An 18,813-nucleotide genomic window follows, 5' to 3' on the forward strand; every position below is an offset into this window, starting at 1 on the left:
AACGACCGTTAATTGGACGATTTTATGTATGCATGAGATCGTCCTTTATTCATATAAATTGAGTCCAAAAACCAGTGTACTAATCATTGTCTATATTAATTGAAAATACATGAGTTTTTAGAAGAAGATGAAACCTAGAAGGTCTGTTTAGTGAATTGGAAATAGTCAGGTGTTAGCGCAACTTTTCGGAAAAGGTCAGTGGACACAGATATAACAGAACCGAATTGGATATTGGATGAATTAGAAACACTTCTGGGTGCCTAAGAATCTCTTTCGAAGACTAATGAAGTAATCGATGCCCCACAAGCACATAAAAAACAACTTCTGTATCGGGAGGACTTAAATAATAATGAAGGTTGACGATATAAAAATATCTCTCTGATCTAAAAAGACTGGAGAGATATTTTTATTCTTTAACATCTATTCGGACTGAACTCGATCATCATTCAGGGGTGTAATCCACGCCTCTTGTATAGTTATTGGTTGCATCCCACAGGAGGAATTCATCGACACCGTTGTCATGGAGTGCCTGGATCTGGGCTTCCAATTCATCGACGCCATAATTCAGATAGTTGCCGGCACCCAAGTAGGAGGCAGTGAAATCCTGGATCCATGGTCTGGAGAGTGGTGGGGAATCAAGGGAATCCAAGACCTCATTTTCGACTTCCATATAGGAGTCGATGACGCCGTATGGTTCAAGGTCAGGTGTCTGGAAGCCAAAATCTCCCGGGCCCCAGTGGCTGGGATAGATCATGGATGAGATGACATCGACATTATTGGATATCTTCGAAAAGTTCTGTCCGATTCCAGGTGCTTCCGGTACTGTAGCAGCATAGCCGAAAATGTCGACTGAAACATCAACATTGTAGGGTTTAAGCTTTTCGCGGGCATATTCGACGAAGTCGGTGACGGCATTGACGCGCTGCTGGACATCATCATCATTCCCGTCATCGTATTCTGCTGCATCGTAGTTTAAGGAGTCGGCACGGTGTTCAAACCCTTCCGGGAAACGAACATAGTCGAACTGGATGTCTTTGAAACCGAGCTTGGCAGCTTGGATCGCAATATCCACATTATAATCCCACACTTCTTTCAGGAATGGGTTGACGAAACTCTCGCCGCGCCCATTTTTCCAGACGGTGCCATCATCGTGGGTGAATGATAGATCTGGGCGGGCCTTGGCCAGGTTGGAATCCTTGAATGCGACGATGCGTGCAATGGGGTAGATGGATTCGGAGTCCATCGTCTCCATCAACTGATCCGGATCGACGTAATTCTGCATATTTTCCTGGGCCATTTCACTTGCGCCTTCCAGCGGCATCATGATGTTTCCGGCGTCTTCCTTGACATCGACGACCATTGCATTCAAGTCTGTATCGTTGAGGAGCGATACAAGATTCGACATGCGTTCACCTCCGGCGGAATAGCCTGTGACGAAAATACCTTTAACGCCGTCTTCTGGGTAGGGAATATCGACGCCGCTATCGTATGAAAATTTATCAGGTATGGTTTCCGGCATTTTAAGCAGAGGCCCTTCATTCAGGTTCAAGCCTTCCGCTTTAGCCGTAATTGGCATCATCAGACCAAGGATCAAACATAAAAGCATCACTTTACTCTTCATCTGCGTCTTCCTCCCTTGCACTTTGGATATTAGCCGGATCGATCAATTCGTATTCTTTCGCCCTTAATCCGGAGATGATTTCTGAAAGGGCATCCTTTGTCCACGTTCGGTCATGCATCAACAGGTTGGCCCCGTCATCGAGCAGTTCGGTATTGACCATGATATCAGCGAGGGCATCTGCGTCCTGGTACTCGGCTTCCCAGTCATAACCGTATGTCCAGTTCATCAATGTCATATCTTCATCTTCAGTCACCTGGATCGAAGCATCGGTGTTGACGCCAAACGGTGCTCTGAAGAAGCGTGGGCGTTCTCCGGTGATCTCTTCGACCATATCGTTGACCGGGATGATTTCATCAACCGTTGCTTGTGGGTCCAGATTGCTTAAGTTCGCGTGTGTCATCGTATGGTTACCGATTTCGAACCCCATATCATAAATCTTTTGGAGCGTATCTTTGCCTTCCTCCGTATTGAGGTACATGCCATTGACGAAGAATATGGCCGGCGCGTCATGTTTCTTCAATGTTTCGGCCATCTCGAGTGCGTGCTGATCCGGCGCGTCATCTATAGTCAATAGCGCCACACGGGATGCGTCATCATCGAGCGGCAAGATGCGGTAGGAAGCCGGGTCCACATAATAGGCCTGCTTTGCCGTGGATGACGCATCAGCCTGCTCTTCACTCTCTTCTTCGTTGGCATCTTCTGAAGCATTAGACGATGAAGTTGCCTCCTCTTTAGATTCGCTCATCTCCTCTGTATCTTTTGCCTCAGATTGTGCATCATCATTTGAAGTGTCTTCATTGCCGCAGCCGACGAGAAAAACAAGCAGTAAAGTTATGAATGTATATTTTACATGTTCCAATCAATTCTCCCCGCTTTCTTCGAAAGTGGCCAGAGCGGCCTGATGCGCATCTTCCAGATTGATAAGTGCCTCGTCGAGCGCAGAATATTCCTTTTGTACAGGGTCGTAAGCCTCATTGATGTCCTCGATTCCATTTTCCAGTGCCTTGAAGTCTGCATCTTCCGATGCTAATGTCTCGAAGACGGATTTTTGAGTGTCCAGTGCACCTTGATAATTTTCAGTGAAAGATTCCAGGTGGGAACGGAGGGTACCATATGCCTCCTGGACTGTCTTATAATCATCATGGAGTTCCGAATCCTCGGATGGTAATTCAATCGATTCCAGGTTTTCTTGCTTGGAGATGAATGTTTCGGTGTTGTCTTCAAGCGCCTGTAGCTTATCGGAACGTTTGCTGCGGTTGTCCGCGAGCGCTGAATCCTCAGCCTTGAATGGATCCTCTTCAAGGCTATCAGTAAATACGGATTGCATTTTTGCGTCGAGATCATTCAATGACTGAAGGTTTTCGGTGATTTCAGCCTTCACTTCATCAGTCTGCTCGATCGTCGTCTTCAACTGGTCTTCCGGGCTGCTGCAGCCAGCCAGAAGAAAAAACAACAGTGCCCCTGTTGTATAGCGTATGTAACGTGTCATAAGGCAGCTCCTTTCTATTATTATCTCTCAGGATAACACTCTATATTCATTTTTCATATATTACCTATATATATTCCTAGAAAATTTTTTGAAGAAGTAGGGGGAAGGGGGTGATTCAACTGTTCAATAGAAAAACCCCTTCAGCCTAACGCTGAAGGGGATGGCGACATATGGTACCATTGCGTGCTTATTTGAGCTGTGGGCTATTTAGGCTCGGCGATTACACCACATGCGATACGATCTCCTGCATCACCAGAAGGCTGCGTTGAATAATCATCCGCCTTTTCATGGATGACAAGGGCAGTACCGTCTTTAGTCATCACGGTATTAGCTGCCTCTTCATCCAGGCTGATCTGATCTGTCGTAAACTCTGTTTCTTCCAAGTTTCCATTGGAGTCGGTCTTTACGTTATCGAAATCGCCTGCGTGGGGGCCGTCCGGATCTTCTTTACCGTGATTGGCGTCATTAGGGTTGTAATGGCCACTGGCTGATTTGAAATCGGGTGCTTCACATACGCCTTTTTCATGGACGTGGAACCCATGTTCTCCTTCTCCGTCTGCCACTCCGTCACCGGTCAGTGTGACCGTGACACCAGCTTCGGCAGGTGTCAATGTTGCTTCAGCAACTTCCTCACCGTCAGCATCCTTTAGGGGAACGGTCATCTCTTCGCCATTTGAACTGGCGCTCTCTTCGGTGCTTTCTTCAGTACTTTCTGTTGTCGCCTCATCAGTCTCCTGACTGGTGTCATCTGAACTGCCTTCCTCATTTCCGCTGCACGCGCTGATCACCAACAGCAGTCCTGCAATAAGTAGTAGTATCGGCCAGCGCTTCATCATGATACATGCTCCTTTCGATAGTGTTTTTAGACGTTGAAATTGAAGCTCTAAACCAACTGGCGGGGGAACAATGATGATGCATTTTGCATATTACACGTTCACCTTAACATAGTTGGTTGGGTGACATCTATCGAAAGCCTTATGATTTCAGAATGATCAATCAACTTTGCGGCCCTTCACATGGCTGTTTATGGCTTTTTTCATGACTCGTATATTATCTTTATATGCCATATAGTCCTTATGGGTTGCATCCTGGCTCCTGTAGCGCGTTTCCATATAGGTGTCGAGCCGATCCTGGTCGATGAGCGTGTAGAGCTCTAGGCGATCGATCCATTCTTCTATCGTTTCATTGCGGTATCGTCCCATGCCCTTTGAAGCCAACCATTTCTCGAAATTGAAGTATACCTTTCTGACGCGGTCATCCGGTGCTTTCACCTTTTTATGTTCCGGCAATGAAGAATGTGAAACCGATGCATTGGCGGAAGTGTGTGCAGATGACTCCTCAGCAGTAGGCTGTTCCCTTTTCCTGTAGTAGATATAGAGCCCGACAATGATGGCCACCGCAAGTAGAATCATCATAATTGTGTCGAATGGCACATGGTTGAATGTGGTGCCCTGCTCAAGCTGTTCCTGTACCGATTCTCCTTCTTCAGCAGATTGTTCTTCAGACTCCATCTTCGGCATTTCCAATTCGACATCTTCAAGTGCGTTAAAGAGGGGGCGGAGGAGGAATATCATACCGTTTAAAAGCAGTACCACCAAATATTTCATGGCGAAGGCTGCATAATTGTAGATGAGGCTGAAGATACCTCCGAGCACTATAAATGTGCCTGCTGCCATAAGGAGTATCGAGATGTTCCTTGTGGCGGCATACCCATTGCCGATAAGGTGGACCATCAGCCTGCCGATGAAGAAGAACAGCAGCAGACCAAGGAATATGCCATGGAAGAGCTGGGTGTGGGCGATTGCTTCTGAGGTACCGATAAGGTTTGTGCCGATCAGCAGAAGGAAGGTCGTGATGAGTGCAGCAGGCGACGGTGTCCCTTTAGAATCATCGTGTAGATATTCGAGCCGGAGTATCGGGATGTAGGCGGTGAGGAGTGCGGCCAACCAGTTGAAACCAAATAGGAATGCGGCCGCAAGCAACACAGGCAACATGAAATACAGGCGGTTCATATCCACTCGCCCGACAATAAGGAAGCTTACGATTAAAGCGGCTGCGACTAAAGCCACAAACGGCAGCACAAGGGGCGCCTTGTTGTTGTGGACATTGATCAGCACTATAACGAACAGCAGCGGGAACATATCGGTGAAGTAGGTGTGGGCGAGTCCAAGATTATATTTCATCCGGCTCATACCGACACCCCCCTGACGCCGTGGGCTTCAAAAGGGGCGACGCCGTGGGTATCCAATTGGAATATGTGTGCGCCCTTTGCTCTGAACATCGATAATTCAGCCTCGATGGCTGCATCTGCCTTTCCTGTAAAAATGACATGGGCAGGAATCTCTTCATGCAGGCGCACATGCTTCAAAAACCGCTCGAAAGGCACGGTATAGGTGACTGTATTGATGCGTGATAGCGCTTCTAGAGTTCTTTTATAGTGGCGGGCGCCGCTGCCCTCTTCAAGACTGAAGAAAGAGCGGTTGTCGAAAGTGACCATGTTCGAGATGATCTTATAGGGGATGCCGTTTTCGGCAGCCTGACTGGTGATGAACGCAATCTTCTCGAAGATGGTTTCAATGTTCTCGGGCGGCATATATGAGACATCGGATTGCAGATTGATCAGAATCATCCAAGTGACTTTCGTCGTCTTTTCATAGCGCTTCGTCTGCAGCCCTCCTGTTCGGGCAGACGCTTTCCAATGGATATCCCGCATACTGTCCTGCGGCAAGTATTCCCGCGTCCCCGTCGTCAGCATTGGGTCATTGAACAGCGCGTTTTTTTGCTGGAAACTGCCCTGGATGGGCGGGGTCGCCATCTGGTCGTTGTGGGTGGCATATCGATCCGGATAGACGATGATTTCATGATTTACGGTGCCGCTCTGCTTGAGTTCGAAGGTGCTGAAGCCAAAGATCCTGGGGATCTCCATTCTGGCGCCTATAATCTTACTGACGCCTCTGGCATGCCCGACAAACGGGATTTCAATGACGGTTGAACTTCTCGGCATCACCGTGAAGCGGACTGAAGTCATGGTATGATGCCGGGTACCGTTATTGTGTTCTTCATCGAACCGGATATTGTCGCGGGCTGTAATGCTTAGCTGGCCGTCAAGTATCGGAAGCATCCCCTCTTGCACAATCTTGATGCGCATTTTTCCCCCTTGACTTTTATACATGCGCATTTCTTTATCGATTATTTCAACTTTGAGCTTTTTTGGCATGTGCGTTTCATATAGATGATTCAGCAATGCAAATGAGATGAAGAGGCCGAGTGAGGCGATGAGCATGGCGTTCAAGTTGATGGTATAAAATACGTTCAGCAGGAACAGGATGATGGCGGCTCCAATAAAAAAACTCATTGCCCGGGAATCCTTGAAATCTGCTTTAAACTTCATTTCTTACCACTCCATATTCGACCGGGACTTCCAGGGTGGCGATAACCTCCTGCGCGATGATTGCCGGGGTGGTGAGAGTGCTGCCTTCGATGTTCAAAACGAGACGATGGCTGATGACGAACGGTGCTATATACTTGATGTCCTCAGGGATGACATAATCTCGTCCCCTTACGAGTGCAACCCCTTTGGCGGCTTGGACCAACGCAAGTGTGCCGCGCGGTGAGACGCCGATTTCGACATGCTCATGTTCCCGTGTCATATGTATCAAGTCAAGAATGTAATCCTGTATAGTATCATTCACTTCAACTTCCGATAATTCATCCTGCAGCGCGACGATTTCATCTTTTGTAAATATGGGTGTAACGGCATCCAACGGATGGGTGTGGCCATGGAGACCGAGCATCATCTTCTCTTCTTCCCGGGAGGGGTAGCCGAGGTCTATCTTCATCAGGAAACGGTCGAGCTGGGCTTCAGGCAGATCGAAGTTCCCTTGGCTGGATTCAATCGGGTTTTGGGTGGCCAGGACGATGAATGGCTCCTCGATATTGATGCGCTCGCCGTCGATTGTGACTTGTTTTTCGCCCATTACTTCAAGTAGGGCGGACTGGGTCCTTGGTGTTGCCCGGTTGATTTCATCAGCGAGCAGTATGTTGGTGTCGACCGGTCCGATGCGCAATTCGAATTCCTGCGTTTTCGGATTATAGATGTTAAGTCCTGTAATGTCGGACGGCAGTATATCGGGTGTGAACTGTATGCGCTTGAATGTGCCGCCGACCGCTTGGGCCACTGTCTTCGACAACATGGTCTTACCTGTTCCGGGCACGCTCTCGAATAGGATGTGCCCTCTCTGCAGCAGACTTACAAATATGAGTTCCGCTACTTTTTCCTGTCCGACCATCACTTTACCGACTTCATTCTTAAATGCATCAAGCTTTTCCTTTATATTCATAATATTCCCCCTTGTCTCATTACTGTCATTTTAAAGGTTGCCTTCAAAATATACAATATTTTGAAATTAATTATGATAGGGAATGTTTTAAACCTTAAAAGTCAGTAATAGGAGGTGGCTCCTTGAGGTGGGTGATTCTTTTTAAAGTTTTATCGTACTGCCGGTTTCGGTGACCGTGACTGATACCGCTGGCTGCACAGTATGATGATCAGGGCCAGGTCTATGACATCACCGCCGTAATACATCAGCATGGCACCGGTCTCACCCTCAGCTTGTGGCACGCCTTCAGGTGGTGCGGCATAGATCAGTTTTGACAGTATTTTATGGAAGCCAAGCGCAATGATGAGCACGGCTGCCCGGTATATGAAACTGTAGCGGCGTGTGGTGATGTCGATGTAGACTATCGACATCGTGAATAGGTAGCCGGCAAGGAAGACATGCAGATGAATCAGTGCAAACAGCCAGGCGGATGTATGCATTGCTGTAAACAACCCGGTCTTGTAGATGAGGAAGAGGCCGCCGATATTAAGTAACGAAGCCACTGCAGGATTACTGATGAAGTGCACATACTTGGAGTTTAAGATTCTGCTCAACCTGCGTGCATGCCGGACATCGAGTGCACGCATCAGCAGAGTCATCGGCTTGGCCATCAGCATAAGGAGCGGGGCGAGCATGCCAAGCAGAAGGTGCCCGAGCATATGGACGGTGAAGTCGCTATGGGAAAGCTGGGCAAGGGGACCCACCAGTGCCGCTGCTGCAGCCAAAACACCCAGTGCCCAGAAGACGGGGCGATGTAAGGGCCATCTGCGGTGTGTTTTATTGGCACGATGCATCAGCGCCGGGTAAATGATGAGTGCCCCCAACATCAAGCAAGCCGCTGCGGCTTCAAACACGAGGAACGACGACATATTATCCATGGCATGCATACTTAATTAGACCTCCCACCGCGTTTTTCTGTATAAAGCAGCAGGAGACCGATAGTCAGCAGAATGACGCCGAAAATGTTCCAGGCAAGATCATACGGCAGGATGTCGACATTATAGCGGACTTGATGAATCTGCAGAAGCTTATGGTTGATGATGCCATCGAACAGCTGGAAACCAGCGAGCCCGATGAAGACGGGGCTCGCCCATCGCCTGAGGGAGATGGCTTGTTTGCGTTTTAGATCCGCGAACATGAATAGCCCTGCGACCAGCGCAAAAAGTCCGAATGCGTTGAGTAATCCATCCGACATGATTCCAATGAATGGGGTATCCCAATCATAGAAATGATGCCATTGCAGCAACTGGTGAAAAATGATTTCATCGACAAGCGCCATCAGACCGATGCCAAATAACAGGCCGGACCATGCAGTTTGGCCCTTGAAACTGGATTGCTTTTTGTAGTTCATTATCCGTCCTCCGTTATCTGAAAAGAGTTTCAATTAAAATACCCGCATTCTTCATGAGATAACCTTGGAGTAAACAATAAAAGATAAGCTGTGTCATGTAGGGGGATACTTATTTTGTAGGCGTTTACTTTCATCTTTGGTATAGTAGAAGCGAAAAAGGAAATTGAAAGGATGGTATGAATGCAGACACTGCTCCTTACCGGTTTTGAACCATTTTTGAAATTCAAGGAAAATCCAACAGGCTCAGCCGTCGAATATTTTGATGGGAAGGAGATCGGAGGGTTCCATATAGTGGGACGTGTCTATCCGGTGGAATTTAAAACGCTTAGTGCGAAGGCTGCAGAAGATATCGAAGAATATGCACCGGATGCGATAATTAACCTCGGGCTTGCCGGCGGGCGGCATACCATCGACATTGAACGCATCGCCGTCAACTGCATGGATGGCCGTCCGGACAACACGGGATTCGAGCCTGACGGAGAGAAGATAGAGGAGAGTGGTCCTGACGGTCTTTTTTCAACATTGCCGATCAAGAAGCTTGAATCAGCCCTGAAATCCGCCATGGTATCGGCACGCATTTCAAACTCAGCAGGCACCTATCTGTGCAATATGCTCATGTATACGACGCTTTATATATTGAAGCGCCAGCAAAAGGACGTCAAAGCAGGTTTCATCCATGTGCCGGCCCACCATGAGATTGGCAGTGAGCTCAACATACCAAGCTGGTCACAGCAGGATATCAACGATGCGGTTGAACATATCATTAAAAATATTAAATGAAAATCAGGAGGATCAACAATGAAACTGGAACGCGTAGAAAATTATAATGAGATGAGTCAAAAAACAGCAGAGGCTATATATGATAAGATCGTCAATTCCGATCGTGTGGTGCTGGGCCTGGCGACTGGCTCCACTCCAGAAAAGATGTATGAAATTTTAGCAGAGATGCTGAACGAGAATAGTGTAGACCTATCCCATGTCTATACCGTCAATCTCGATGAATATGTCGGTCTGGCAAGTGACCATCCACAAAGCTATCACCATTATATGAAGAACATCTTCTTTGACCATGTCTCGATTCCACCGGAAAATACATTCATCCCGGATGGCGCAGCAACAGATCTTGATGCGGAAGTGAAGCGCTACGACCGTATGCTCGAAGAAATTGGCGGGGTCGATCTTCAGCTGCTCGGCATTGGACGCAATGGGCATATCGCATTCAATGAGCCTGGCACTGCGTTCGATTCCAGAACCCATGTGGTCGACCTGGCAGAAACGACAATCAAGGACAACGCCCGCTTCTTCAATACGATTGAAGAGGTGCCGACGCGTGCCATCAGTATGGGGCTCGATACCATTATGGATGCAAAATCAATTCTGCTGATCGCGTCTGGAGAAGGTAAAGCGGCAGCGATCGATGGCATGATCAATGGAGAGGAATCCGAGGATATGCCTGCAACCGTGCTGCAGCGCCATGATGATGTCACTGTGCTGGCAGATGAAGCGGCCATTGGTAAATTGTGACGCCACTTACATTGCATGAACTTGAAAGTGGGTGGTCCGGATCCGGATCCGATACTGTAACCCTTGGCATGGGATGCTTCTGGGGGCCGGATGCCCGGTTCGGGGCGCTTCACGGTGTGTTGAGGACGCGTACAGGATATGCCGGCGGCACAACGCCGAATCCAACCTACCGTAATATGGGTGACCATACAGAAATGGTTGAAGTGGATTATGATCCAAACATCATTTCCTATGCAGACATTCTGCGCCACTTCTGGCGCAACCATAAAAGTGATCTCCCCGCCTACAAAGGACGGCAATATATTTCCCTGTTATGTGTCCGGGGAGATGGCCAGGCAGCTTCTGCTAGGGAAGTAAAAGATGAAATGGAAGCGGCAACCGGTGCGTCCATCAAAACGGAAATCATTCAGTTCACGAATTTCACTCCTGCCGAAACACGGCATCAGAAATATTACTTGAAGCGTCATCCAGGAGCATTGTCGCAGATTGATTTTTTGATTGAGGATGAATCCGAACTGATGGATTCCACATTCGCAACGAGGTTGAATGGACTGGTTGGCGGGCATGTCGGACGGGTGGAGCTCCTCGCCGAAATCAGCCGTTGGCCCCTTCCGCTCCATGCACGAAATGAGCTGAAATCAATATTGTCCGGCCTTAGATGGTAAGTGGCTGGCGACTTATGTGCATCACTGCTTTATCGAACCCTTCATCATGATTTCATGGTGAAAGGGTTTTTTGTACATATCCACTTAAGAGAGCTTTACAGACATCTATCCACTGAGGGTGAGCCACACTATAAATCATATTGAATTCTAAGTATTATAATGGAAGAATATAGAGTAGGGGGGGATAACCATGAACACATTACTTATTATAATCGTTCTGTTACTGGCCATCGTCTTTTTTACGCCGCTGGTGATTTTTGGCTATTTGTATTTTGTGGATAAGCGTCAGACCCAACACTCCATACTCAGGAATTATCCGGTGCTCGGGAAAATGCGGTACATACTTGAGATGATAGGACCAGAGATGCGTCAATATTTCTATAACAACGACAGTGAAGACAGGCCATTCAACCGGAATGAGTTCGTCTTCGTCAATAAAGCGGCAAAATATAAAGACAGGATGATAGGATTCGGCTCAGATAGGGATTTCGAGAAACCTGGCCTATATCTTGTCAATAAGATGTTTCCGCTGCAGCATAGTGAACTTAAGATCGATCAGAGCAGAAAAGTGGAGACGAAATTATATCAGATCACCCAAGAAGGACTGATCAGCCGTGATGAACATCGCCATGACGAGAAGATTGATCCGTATCTATTGAGTGATGAGGATGCCATCGTGATCGGCCGTAACACAGTTGCGGAACCATTTCGGGTCAAAGGACTCATTGGACAGTCCGCAATGAGTTTTGGGTCGCTCGGCAGTCATGCCATAACAGCACTGTCGAAAGGGCTCGGCATGGCCGGCGGTACATGGATGAACACCGGTGAAGGCAGCGTGTCGCCCTACCATGAAAAAGGGGATGTCGATCTGATCATGCAGATCAGTTCAGGGCTTTTTGGGGTCCGCACCAAAAACGGAGAGTTTTCCTGGGAAGAGTTCAGGAATAAAGCGGGCAAGGAGAAGGTGAAGGCATTCGAACTGAAGCTTGCGCAAGGTGCGAAGCCCCGGGGAGGCCACGTAGCGGCGAATAAGGTCACTGAAGAAATAGCAGAAATCCGCAACCTTCATCCTTGGCAAACCGTTGACAGCCCCAACCGTTTCGAAAACATCAGAAACACTGGTGAACTACTCGATTTTCTGAGCGAGATGCGGGAAGTCGGTGGAAAACCAGTAGGTATAAAACTGAGTGTCGGTAATGAAGCGGAAGTGGAAGACATGGTGAAGGTCATGAAGGAAAAAGATATCATCCCTGACTTTATAACCATCGACGGCGGTAATGGTGGTTCAGGAGCAACGTATTATGAACTGGCTGCTTCTGTGGGTTTGCCGACATTTGCAGCCTTGCCCTATATGGACCAGCTGCTTGAAAAATATGGCCTCCGGGAGCGCACGCTGATCATTGCCTCCGGTCAACTTGTGACGCCGGATAAGGTTGCGATGGCCCTTGCCATGGGTGCCGACCTGGTGAATATCGCACGTGGCTTCATGATGAGTACAGGGTGCATCAGAACGCATAAATGTCATACGAATACATGCCCGGTCGGAGTAGCGACCACCGATCCGAAATTAGAGCAGGCGCTCGATATCGAAGAGAAGAAGTACCGTGTATGTAATTACCTGATTTCACTGAGGGAAGGGTTATTTGATCTGGCAGCGATAGCCGGTATTGATTCGCCAACAAAATTCACTAAAGAACACCTCATCTATAAGGACCAATTTAAGGTGCACGGTAGGTGAACAGTGTGCCTCGCTTAAAACATATGAAAAGACAGCTCAAAATTGAGCTGTCTTTTATTCTTTCCGTATGCGTTTCAAGTTCTTGAATATCCCGCCGGAAGTCGACAGGACACTGTTGCGGTAGATGCTTGCAGCCAGTATGATTGCGAGCGCAATCGAAACAATCAGGATAACGACGCCGATGAGCAGTGTCATCTGACTTGTCTCAGCATTCATTGCACGGAGCGGCATGACAAATGGCGTGAACAGTGGGAAGAAACTCGAAACTTTGACGAGCATGTTGTCCGCTTCACCCCAGATGTTGAAGATGGCGATATAGAAGCCACCGAGGGCAAGCATCGTCACCGGCAGCAGCGCCTGCTGCAAGTCTTCCATGCGGCTGATGAATGAACCAAGCATCGCAGAGAGTGATAGATAGAGCACAAGGCCAAGCACAAGATAGATGCCGGAATATACAATCAGCGTCACCGTCTGCTCATTCGCTTCCAATCCAAGGTCACCTATGATGTTGCCGAAGTCGAAAATCCAGACTGCAGCAACGATGGCCAAGAGGAATATGAACAGTTGGGTCAGGCTGACCAGAATCATTGCGCTGATCTTCGCCAAAAGATGGGTGACCGGTGGTACGCTTGATACAATCATCTCGATGACGCGCGAAGTCTTCTCCATCGCAACCTCAGTGCCGATCTGACTGGCATAGTTGATGATGATGAAAAACATGACGATTACTGTGACGTAGAAGACTACAGCGTTCAATGGATTGATGTCGGGCACGTCGTCTGATGCTGGGCTTCCTTCATCCGCTGAACCGCTTTCTGAAGCGATATCATAACTGATGTCAGGGGTTGCGTTCAGACGCTCTGCTTCTTCCTCGGACAAGTTGAGTGCCATGATGGTATTGCTGCGCTGAACCTGACCGAGTGCGGTTTCGATTTTATTGACCTGTTCGGATGGAATTTCATTATCACTGTGGAGGGTGACCGCTAAAGGTGCTGTATCTTCGATTGAAAGGTGCACTTCCGCACTACCCACATCGCCTTCATAAGGTTCCACAGGTATACCTGAATCGAGCGCGTCCATCGTGCCTTTGAATTGGCTATAGATTGCTTCATCACCTTCTACTTTGACGGCCGTTACTTCTTCAGATGAATCGAAGAAGTCGATTATCTTATCGAAGTTCGCCCCGATGAAGATCACAAGCACTATGATCAACGTGCTGATGATGAAGGATTTTGCACGTATTTTGGAGGAATAGGTCTGCAGGAAAGTCGCCAGAAATTTACTCATATCCCATAACCCACCTTTGAAATGAAAATGTCGTTGATCGATGGTTCGTTGACCTGAAAACGCTTGAAGTAGCCAAGTTTGACGATTTCATTGAAAATCGGCTCCGCATAGCTCTCATCTTCAATCTTCAATATGTATCTGTTGCGTATCTGTTTCATGTCGATGACTCCAGACATGTCCTTTAGGAAAGAGATGTCATGTTCACCTTCGATGATGATTTCCTTTTGGCCGAAGTCTTTGCGTATTTCGTCGATCCTGCCGCTGACGACCTGACGCCCCTTGTTCAGGATGCACATGGATTCACACAGCTCTTCAACATGTTCCATGCGGTGTGTGCTGAAGATGATGGTGGCACCGCGGCTGTTGAGTTCTTTGACTGCATTCTTCAATATTTCAACGTTGACTGGATCGAGGCCGCTGAAAGGTTCATCGAGTATGATGAGTTTCGGGTCATGGATAATCGAGGCGATGAGCTGGATTTTCTGCTGGTTGCCTTTTGACAGCTTTTCAATGCGCTTCGTCCGGTTCTCCGGCACTTCGAAGCGTTCAAGCCATTCATCGAGCCGTTTATCGACATCCTGCTTCGACATCCCCTTGAGCTGTCCAAGGTAGCGGATCTGTTCATCCACCTTCAATTTTGGATGCAGGCCACGTTCCTCAGGCAGGTAGCCGATCTGATTGGTTACATTGTAGTCGATCTTTTCACCGTTGTAGGTGATATGCCCTTCACTTGGCTGGAGCAGGCCGAGGATCATGCGGAAAGTAGTTGTTTTACCGGCCCCGTTCCCCCCTAAAAATCCATACATGCTGCCTGTCGGTACATTGAGATCGATATGATCGACTGCTGGTTCCCCATTGAAGTTTTTGGATAACCCTGAAAGTTCCAAAGTCATTGACGTTCCCCCTTTGTATGATATAAAAATAGTTTATCATAGAGCAAAATGATTTAGTAATATATACTGTAACAGTTGGAAACAATTTGGAAGGATGATTAAAGGATGGCAAAGAAAAATCAGGAAGACCGGGCCACATTCCGTGATTTCACGGCACTCCTCAGGCAGACGGATCTGAACAGGCGGCTTTTCATCATTGGCATGGTGCTGACTTTGTTCGGCACAATCGGGTCGCTGATCGTGCCTCTATTGACGCAGCAATTCATCGATGGCTACAGTCCAGAGATGATTTCAGGGATGCTGATCGGCATAATCATCGGTGTCTTCCTCATAAGTGCCGTACTCGACGGAGTGTCCTACTACATATTGGCGCATATCGGCCAGACGATCATCATGGGACTCAGGGAACGTGTGTGGCATAAGTTCCTTAAACTGCCGATCCCGTATTTCGACCGGACGAAGAGCGGTGAGTCAGTCAGCAGAGTCGTCAACGACACTGCAATCATAAAAGACTTGATCACCCGCCATTTCCCCCAGCTGATCAGCGGCATCATTTCAATCATCGGGGCAGTGGTCATCCTTTTCATACTGGATTGGCGCATGTCGCTCATAATGTTCATCGCAGTCCCGATATCCATCGTGATCATACTGCCCCTTGGCCGGCGGATGGGCCGCATATCACGGGCACTTCAGGATGAGACGGCATCGTTTACAGGTCTGATCCAGGAGACTTTGGGTGAGATGCGCCTTGTGAAGGCATTCAACGGGGAGCGCTATGAACGTGAAAAAGGAAAGGCGGGCATCGGCAGATTATTCGAATTTGGCATGAAGGAAGCGAAGATAAACGCTTTCTTGTCGCCGATCATGAGCACTGTCATGATGTTCGTCATCATCCTGATCATCGCTTACGGCGGATTGAGGGTATCGGAGGGGACACTTTCGATCGGTACGCTTGTTGCGTTCCTGCTGTACTTGTTCCAGATCATCATGCCGATGACGATGTTCGCCATGTTCTTCACCGAATACAATAAGGCGCTTGGGGCGACGGACCGCATCATCACGATACTTGGCATGGAAGAAGAGAAAAATGAATCCGCCGGCGAGACGCCTGAATTCGGAACGCTGACATTTGACAATGTCGGATTTGGATATGACGCGTCGACGCCGGTGCTTGTAGATGTCAGCCTGAAGGCTGAACCCAACCAGAAGGTCGCATTTGTGGGGCCGAGCGGCAGCGGCAAATCGACCATATTTTCACTGATCGAGCGGTATTATGATATCGATAGCGGCAGCATCAGTATAGATGGGGTGGATATCCGCAATATCCCGCTCCCTGTACTGAGGCGCAATATCGGCTACGTGGCACAGGAAAGTGCGATCATATCCGGAACAATCCGGGACAATATCACCTATGGCCTTGAGGCAGCGGAGTATACTGAGGAAGAAGTCGCACTTGCGGTAAGCCGTTCCTACTCGGATGAGTTCATCGACCAGCTTGAAGACGGACTCGATACCGAGGTCGGGGAACGGGGCATCCGCCTCTCAGGTGGTCAGCGTCAGCGCATCGGCATCGCGCGGGCATTTTTGAAGGATCCTGAATTATTGATGCTGGATGAGGCGACAGCCAGCCTGGATTCCCGTTCCGAGAAATATGTGCAGGAAGCACTTGATGACTTGATGGCAGGACGGACTGTGCTGGTCATTGCACACAGGTTGTCGACCGTCGTCAATTCGGATCGGATCTTTTTCCTCGAAGCAGGCCGCATCACCGGCAGCGGTACCCATCAGGAATTGATGGCATCGCATGATATGTATAAAACATTTACAGAACAACAATTTGGATGAAGAGGCAGGGGGTAATATATGTCAAAGCTGTTTGAAGCGTTCCAATCAATCATTCCGATATTTATACTGCTCTCGTTCCTGATCATCTTCATGACGCTCTCCATCAATAGAAGAACTGGACGCAAACTTGATACTCTAAACAAGAAAGTGCACTACTTGATCTTCATCGGTCTGATGTTGTCGATAATCGGTACCCTGCTGTTGACCCTGCTGCCAAGTTCGAATCCTGAAAAGGTCACTCAGCTGGTACCGTTCTACAGTATTCTGGATACATTCGAATATGCAGCTGACTATGCGATCATCAACTCGATCGGCATGAACATCCTGTTATTCGTGCCGTTTGGCTTCTTTCTGTTTTTGATTATCCGCCAGGAGATCATCACTGTATTCTTTGCCTTCTTGTTCTCAGCCGCTATAGAATTTCTGCAGTATGCATTACCGATCGGTCGCATCTCCAACGTGGATGATGTCATATTGAATACATTGGGCGGCATCATAGGAATGTTGGCCGGGGTCATTGTCTTAAAATTCGGAATAGTTTATAATAGAGTCAGGAAGGGTAAATGATTATAAACAATCTGGGGGTATGTTTATGCATAACAGATTAAAAGATCTCGATGATATGACACTTTACGAAGATGAAGTCGTCGGCCCGGAACTGATCGGTACTGTAGAATACGAGAAGGACGGTCACCACTCCTTCCACGGCGGCATCATACCTACGACGCACAGGCTGTTCATCAAACTGAAGCGGACAGAGGAAATTGAGACCCACGCTGTCGAGTACAAGGATATCACCGGCATCACGACCGAAAATCTGCTGCTGGTCGGCAACATCATCCATATATGGATTGGCAACGAGATCGTCATCAGCATGAAAAGTGTATCAGACGGTAAGCTGGATAAATTTCTCGACTTCATCTACAGATATAGGGCGAAAAGGCTGAAACTGGATGAAGAAATTTCCGTGAGTCATGAAGAAAACGCAGTGTGACAGGCAGAAGGGCTTATCCCTTATGCCTGTCCTTTTTGGTTTCCCCTGTAAAATCCATTCATGTATAATGAAAGGGATCAGAGGAAGGATGGAAGATGCATAAGATGAAAATCAGACTATTGCTCATCGTTACGATGCTCTTGGTCTCGGCATGCAGCGGCTTCAGGGAGACGGGCGTCTCAGAAGATGGAGCGACGAGACAGATCGTGACCGAACACACGGAAGAGATTGAAGTACCAGCAAATCCAGAGCGCGTCGTGCTGCTGCGCGGTGTAGATGTCGGCAACGCGGAACTGTTGGATGCCGATGTTGCAGGTGTGGGTGACGTGGTTGCAGATACGTGGCTTGCTGAAGAGAAGATAGATCCTGAAATCACTCTGTTGGAACACGGTGATATCGAAGGAATCAAAGCCGTGGAACCGGACCTGATCATCACCTATGCGCCCGACGCGTACATAGAAGACTACCAATCGATTGCCCCAACAGTGCAGATCAGCTACAGCACTTCAATCTTCAGTCCCTTCAGGGAGCGCCTTTATCTGACGCAATTGTATAACCTCGGCGTCATCCTGGATAAACAGGAAAAAGCACAAAACATCGGTGATGGGTGGCTTGAAGAGATGACACGCATCCAGCGGAGCGCAGGCGATATGGCAAACGGTAAAAAGGCGATCGTCCTGACTAAAGAGGCGGAAGGGTATATCATCCGTGGCGAGTTTTCCGCCTTCGGTACTGAAGCGGTGTACGACGTGCTCGATTTCAGCATGGACGAAGCACTTAAAGAGGCATTGGAGGAGGGACCGTTGCCGATCGAATTGGACGCGATTGGGGCATATGATACCGACTATCTATTCGTCAACGTCAAAGATAAGGATGACGAAATGCGCGCAGACATCGCAGAACAGGCGGGCATCAGCGAAGCACAAGTCATCATGCAGGATTACGACAGCTACAGGCTTAACGATCTTTCCTCAGTCAAGCATCAGGCTGAAGAGATCATCAACAAAGTCAAATGAGCACTGCAGTA

Annotated in this window: 19 protein-coding genes; 8 read left to right on the forward strand and 11 right to left on the reverse strand. The window is 48.2% G+C overall.

Annotated elements, in window-relative coordinates; all coding sequences use genetic code 11:
* Window positions 1-442: 442 nt before the first annotated feature.
* The 9 genes from ABD734_RS00100 to ABD734_RS00140 form a co-directional block, all read right to left on the reverse strand.
* Window positions 443-1,621 (reverse strand): putative glycoside hydrolase, encoded by a 1,179-nt coding sequence (locus tag ABD734_RS00100; protein ID WP_344700584.1) that lies wholly within the window; start codon window positions 1,619-1,621, stop codon window positions 443-445.
* Complete coding sequence (locus tag ABD734_RS00105) at window positions 1,611-2,480, reverse strand: polysaccharide deacetylase family protein (RefSeq protein ID WP_344700585.1); 870 nt, start codon at window positions 2,478-2,480, stop codon at window positions 1,611-1,613. The genes ABD734_RS00100 and ABD734_RS00105 overlap by 11 nt, the downstream gene beginning before the upstream one ends.
* Window positions 2,481-3,110: a YkyA family protein gene (locus ABD734_RS00110; protein WP_344700586.1), complete on the reverse strand. Its 630-nt coding sequence runs from the start codon at window positions 3,108-3,110 to the stop codon at window positions 2,481-2,483. It lies immediately after the preceding gene.
* A 203-nt stretch (window positions 3,111-3,313) separates the two neighbouring features.
* Window positions 3,314-3,946, reverse strand: coding sequence for a superoxide dismutase family protein (locus ABD734_RS00115; RefSeq protein ID WP_344700587.1), 633 nt, complete (start codon window positions 3,944-3,946; stop codon window positions 3,314-3,316).
* A 156-nt stretch (window positions 3,947-4,102) separates the two neighbouring features.
* Window positions 4,103-5,302: a P-loop NTPase family protein gene (locus ABD734_RS00120; protein ID WP_344700588.1), complete on the reverse strand. Its 1,200-nt coding sequence runs from the start codon at window positions 5,300-5,302 to the stop codon at window positions 4,103-4,105.
* Window positions 5,299-6,501: a DUF58 domain-containing protein gene (locus ABD734_RS00125; protein WP_344700589.1), complete on the reverse strand. Its 1,203-nt coding sequence runs from the start codon at window positions 6,499-6,501 to the stop codon at window positions 5,299-5,301. Before ABD734_RS00125 ends, ABD734_RS00120 begins: the two co-directional genes overlap by 4 nt.
* A complete protein-coding gene (locus ABD734_RS00130; protein WP_344700590.1) occupies window positions 6,491-7,450 on the reverse strand; it encodes an AAA family ATPase in 960 nt (319 codons plus the stop codon). Before ABD734_RS00130 ends, ABD734_RS00125 begins: the two co-directional genes overlap by 11 nt.
* A 149-nt stretch (window positions 7,451-7,599) precedes the next feature.
* Window positions 7,600-8,376 carry a cytochrome c oxidase assembly protein gene (locus tag ABD734_RS00135; protein WP_344700591.1) on the reverse strand — a complete coding sequence of 259 codons (777 nt, stop codon included), beginning with the start codon at window positions 8,374-8,376 and terminating at the stop codon, window positions 7,600-7,602.
* Between the two features lie 2 nt (window positions 8,377-8,378).
* Window positions 8,379-8,840 (reverse strand): DUF2243 domain-containing protein, encoded by a 462-nt coding sequence (locus ABD734_RS00140; RefSeq protein WP_344700592.1) that lies wholly within the window; start codon window positions 8,838-8,840, stop codon window positions 8,379-8,381.
* 180 nt (window positions 8,841-9,020) lie between these two features.
* Here ABD734_RS00140 and ABD734_RS00145 point away from each other — a divergent pair, with 180 nt between their 5' ends.
* From ABD734_RS00145 to ABD734_RS00160, 4 genes are all read left to right on the forward strand, one after another.
* Window positions 9,021-9,620: a pyroglutamyl-peptidase I gene (locus ABD734_RS00145; protein ID WP_344700593.1), complete on the forward strand. Its 600-nt coding sequence runs from the start codon at window positions 9,021-9,023 to the stop codon at window positions 9,618-9,620.
* A gap of 18 nt (window positions 9,621-9,638) precedes the next feature.
* Window positions 9,639-10,364: a glucosamine-6-phosphate deaminase gene (nagB, locus tag ABD734_RS00150; RefSeq protein WP_344700594.1), complete on the forward strand. Its 726-nt coding sequence runs from the start codon at window positions 9,639-9,641 to the stop codon at window positions 10,362-10,364.
* Window positions 10,361-11,029: a peptide-methionine (S)-S-oxide reductase MsrA gene (locus tag ABD734_RS00155; protein WP_344700595.1), complete on the forward strand. Its 669-nt coding sequence runs from the start codon at window positions 10,361-10,363 to the stop codon at window positions 11,027-11,029. The genes nagB and ABD734_RS00155 overlap by 4 nt, the downstream gene beginning before the upstream one ends.
* A 190-nt stretch (window positions 11,030-11,219) precedes the next feature.
* A complete protein-coding gene (locus ABD734_RS00160) occupies window positions 11,220-12,767 on the forward strand; it encodes a glutamate synthase-related protein (protein ID WP_344700596.1) in 1,548 nt (515 codons plus the stop codon).
* 54 nt (window positions 12,768-12,821) lie between these two features.
* Here ABD734_RS00160 and ABD734_RS00165 read toward each other — a convergent pair whose 3' ends face one another.
* Window positions 12,822-14,054, reverse strand: a complete 1,233-nt coding sequence (locus ABD734_RS00165) for an ABC transporter permease (RefSeq protein ID WP_344700597.1) — start codon at window positions 14,052-14,054, stop codon at window positions 12,822-12,824.
* A complete protein-coding gene (locus ABD734_RS00170; RefSeq protein WP_344700598.1) occupies window positions 14,051-14,947 on the reverse strand; it encodes an ABC transporter ATP-binding protein in 897 nt (298 codons plus the stop codon). Before ABD734_RS00170 ends, ABD734_RS00165 begins: the two co-directional genes overlap by 4 nt.
* 105 nt (window positions 14,948-15,052) lie before the next feature.
* Between ABD734_RS00170 and ABD734_RS00175 the strand changes: the two genes are divergently transcribed.
* The 4 genes from ABD734_RS00175 to ABD734_RS00190 all read left to right on the forward strand — a co-directional run bounded on the left by ABD734_RS00175 (window position 15,053) and on the right by ABD734_RS00190 (window position 18,802).
* The gene (locus ABD734_RS00175; RefSeq protein ID WP_344700599.1) at window positions 15,053-16,792 is read left to right on the forward strand and encodes an ABC transporter ATP-binding protein; all 1,740 of its coding nucleotides are present in this window, start codon (window positions 15,053-15,055) and stop codon (window positions 16,790-16,792) included.
* Between the two features lie 18 nt (window positions 16,793-16,810).
* Entirely contained in the window at window positions 16,811-17,359 is a 549-nt protein-coding gene (locus ABD734_RS00180) for a VanZ family protein (RefSeq protein WP_344700600.1), read from the forward strand.
* A gap of 25 nt (window positions 17,360-17,384) precedes the next feature.
* The gene (locus ABD734_RS00185) at window positions 17,385-17,786 is read left to right on the forward strand and encodes a PH domain-containing protein (RefSeq protein ID WP_344700601.1); all 402 of its coding nucleotides are present in this window, start codon (window positions 17,385-17,387) and stop codon (window positions 17,784-17,786) included.
* A 95-nt stretch (window positions 17,787-17,881) separates the two neighbouring features.
* Window positions 17,882-18,802: an ABC transporter substrate-binding protein gene (locus tag ABD734_RS00190; RefSeq protein ID WP_344700602.1), complete on the forward strand. Its 921-nt coding sequence runs from the start codon at window positions 17,882-17,884 to the stop codon at window positions 18,800-18,802.
* The last annotated feature ends 11 nt before the right edge of the window (window positions 18,803-18,813 follow it).

Source organism: Salinicoccus jeotgali (genome assembly GCF_039538805.1).
Taxonomy (GTDB): Bacteria; Bacillota; Bacilli; order Staphylococcales; family Salinicoccaceae; genus Salinicoccus; species Salinicoccus jeotgali.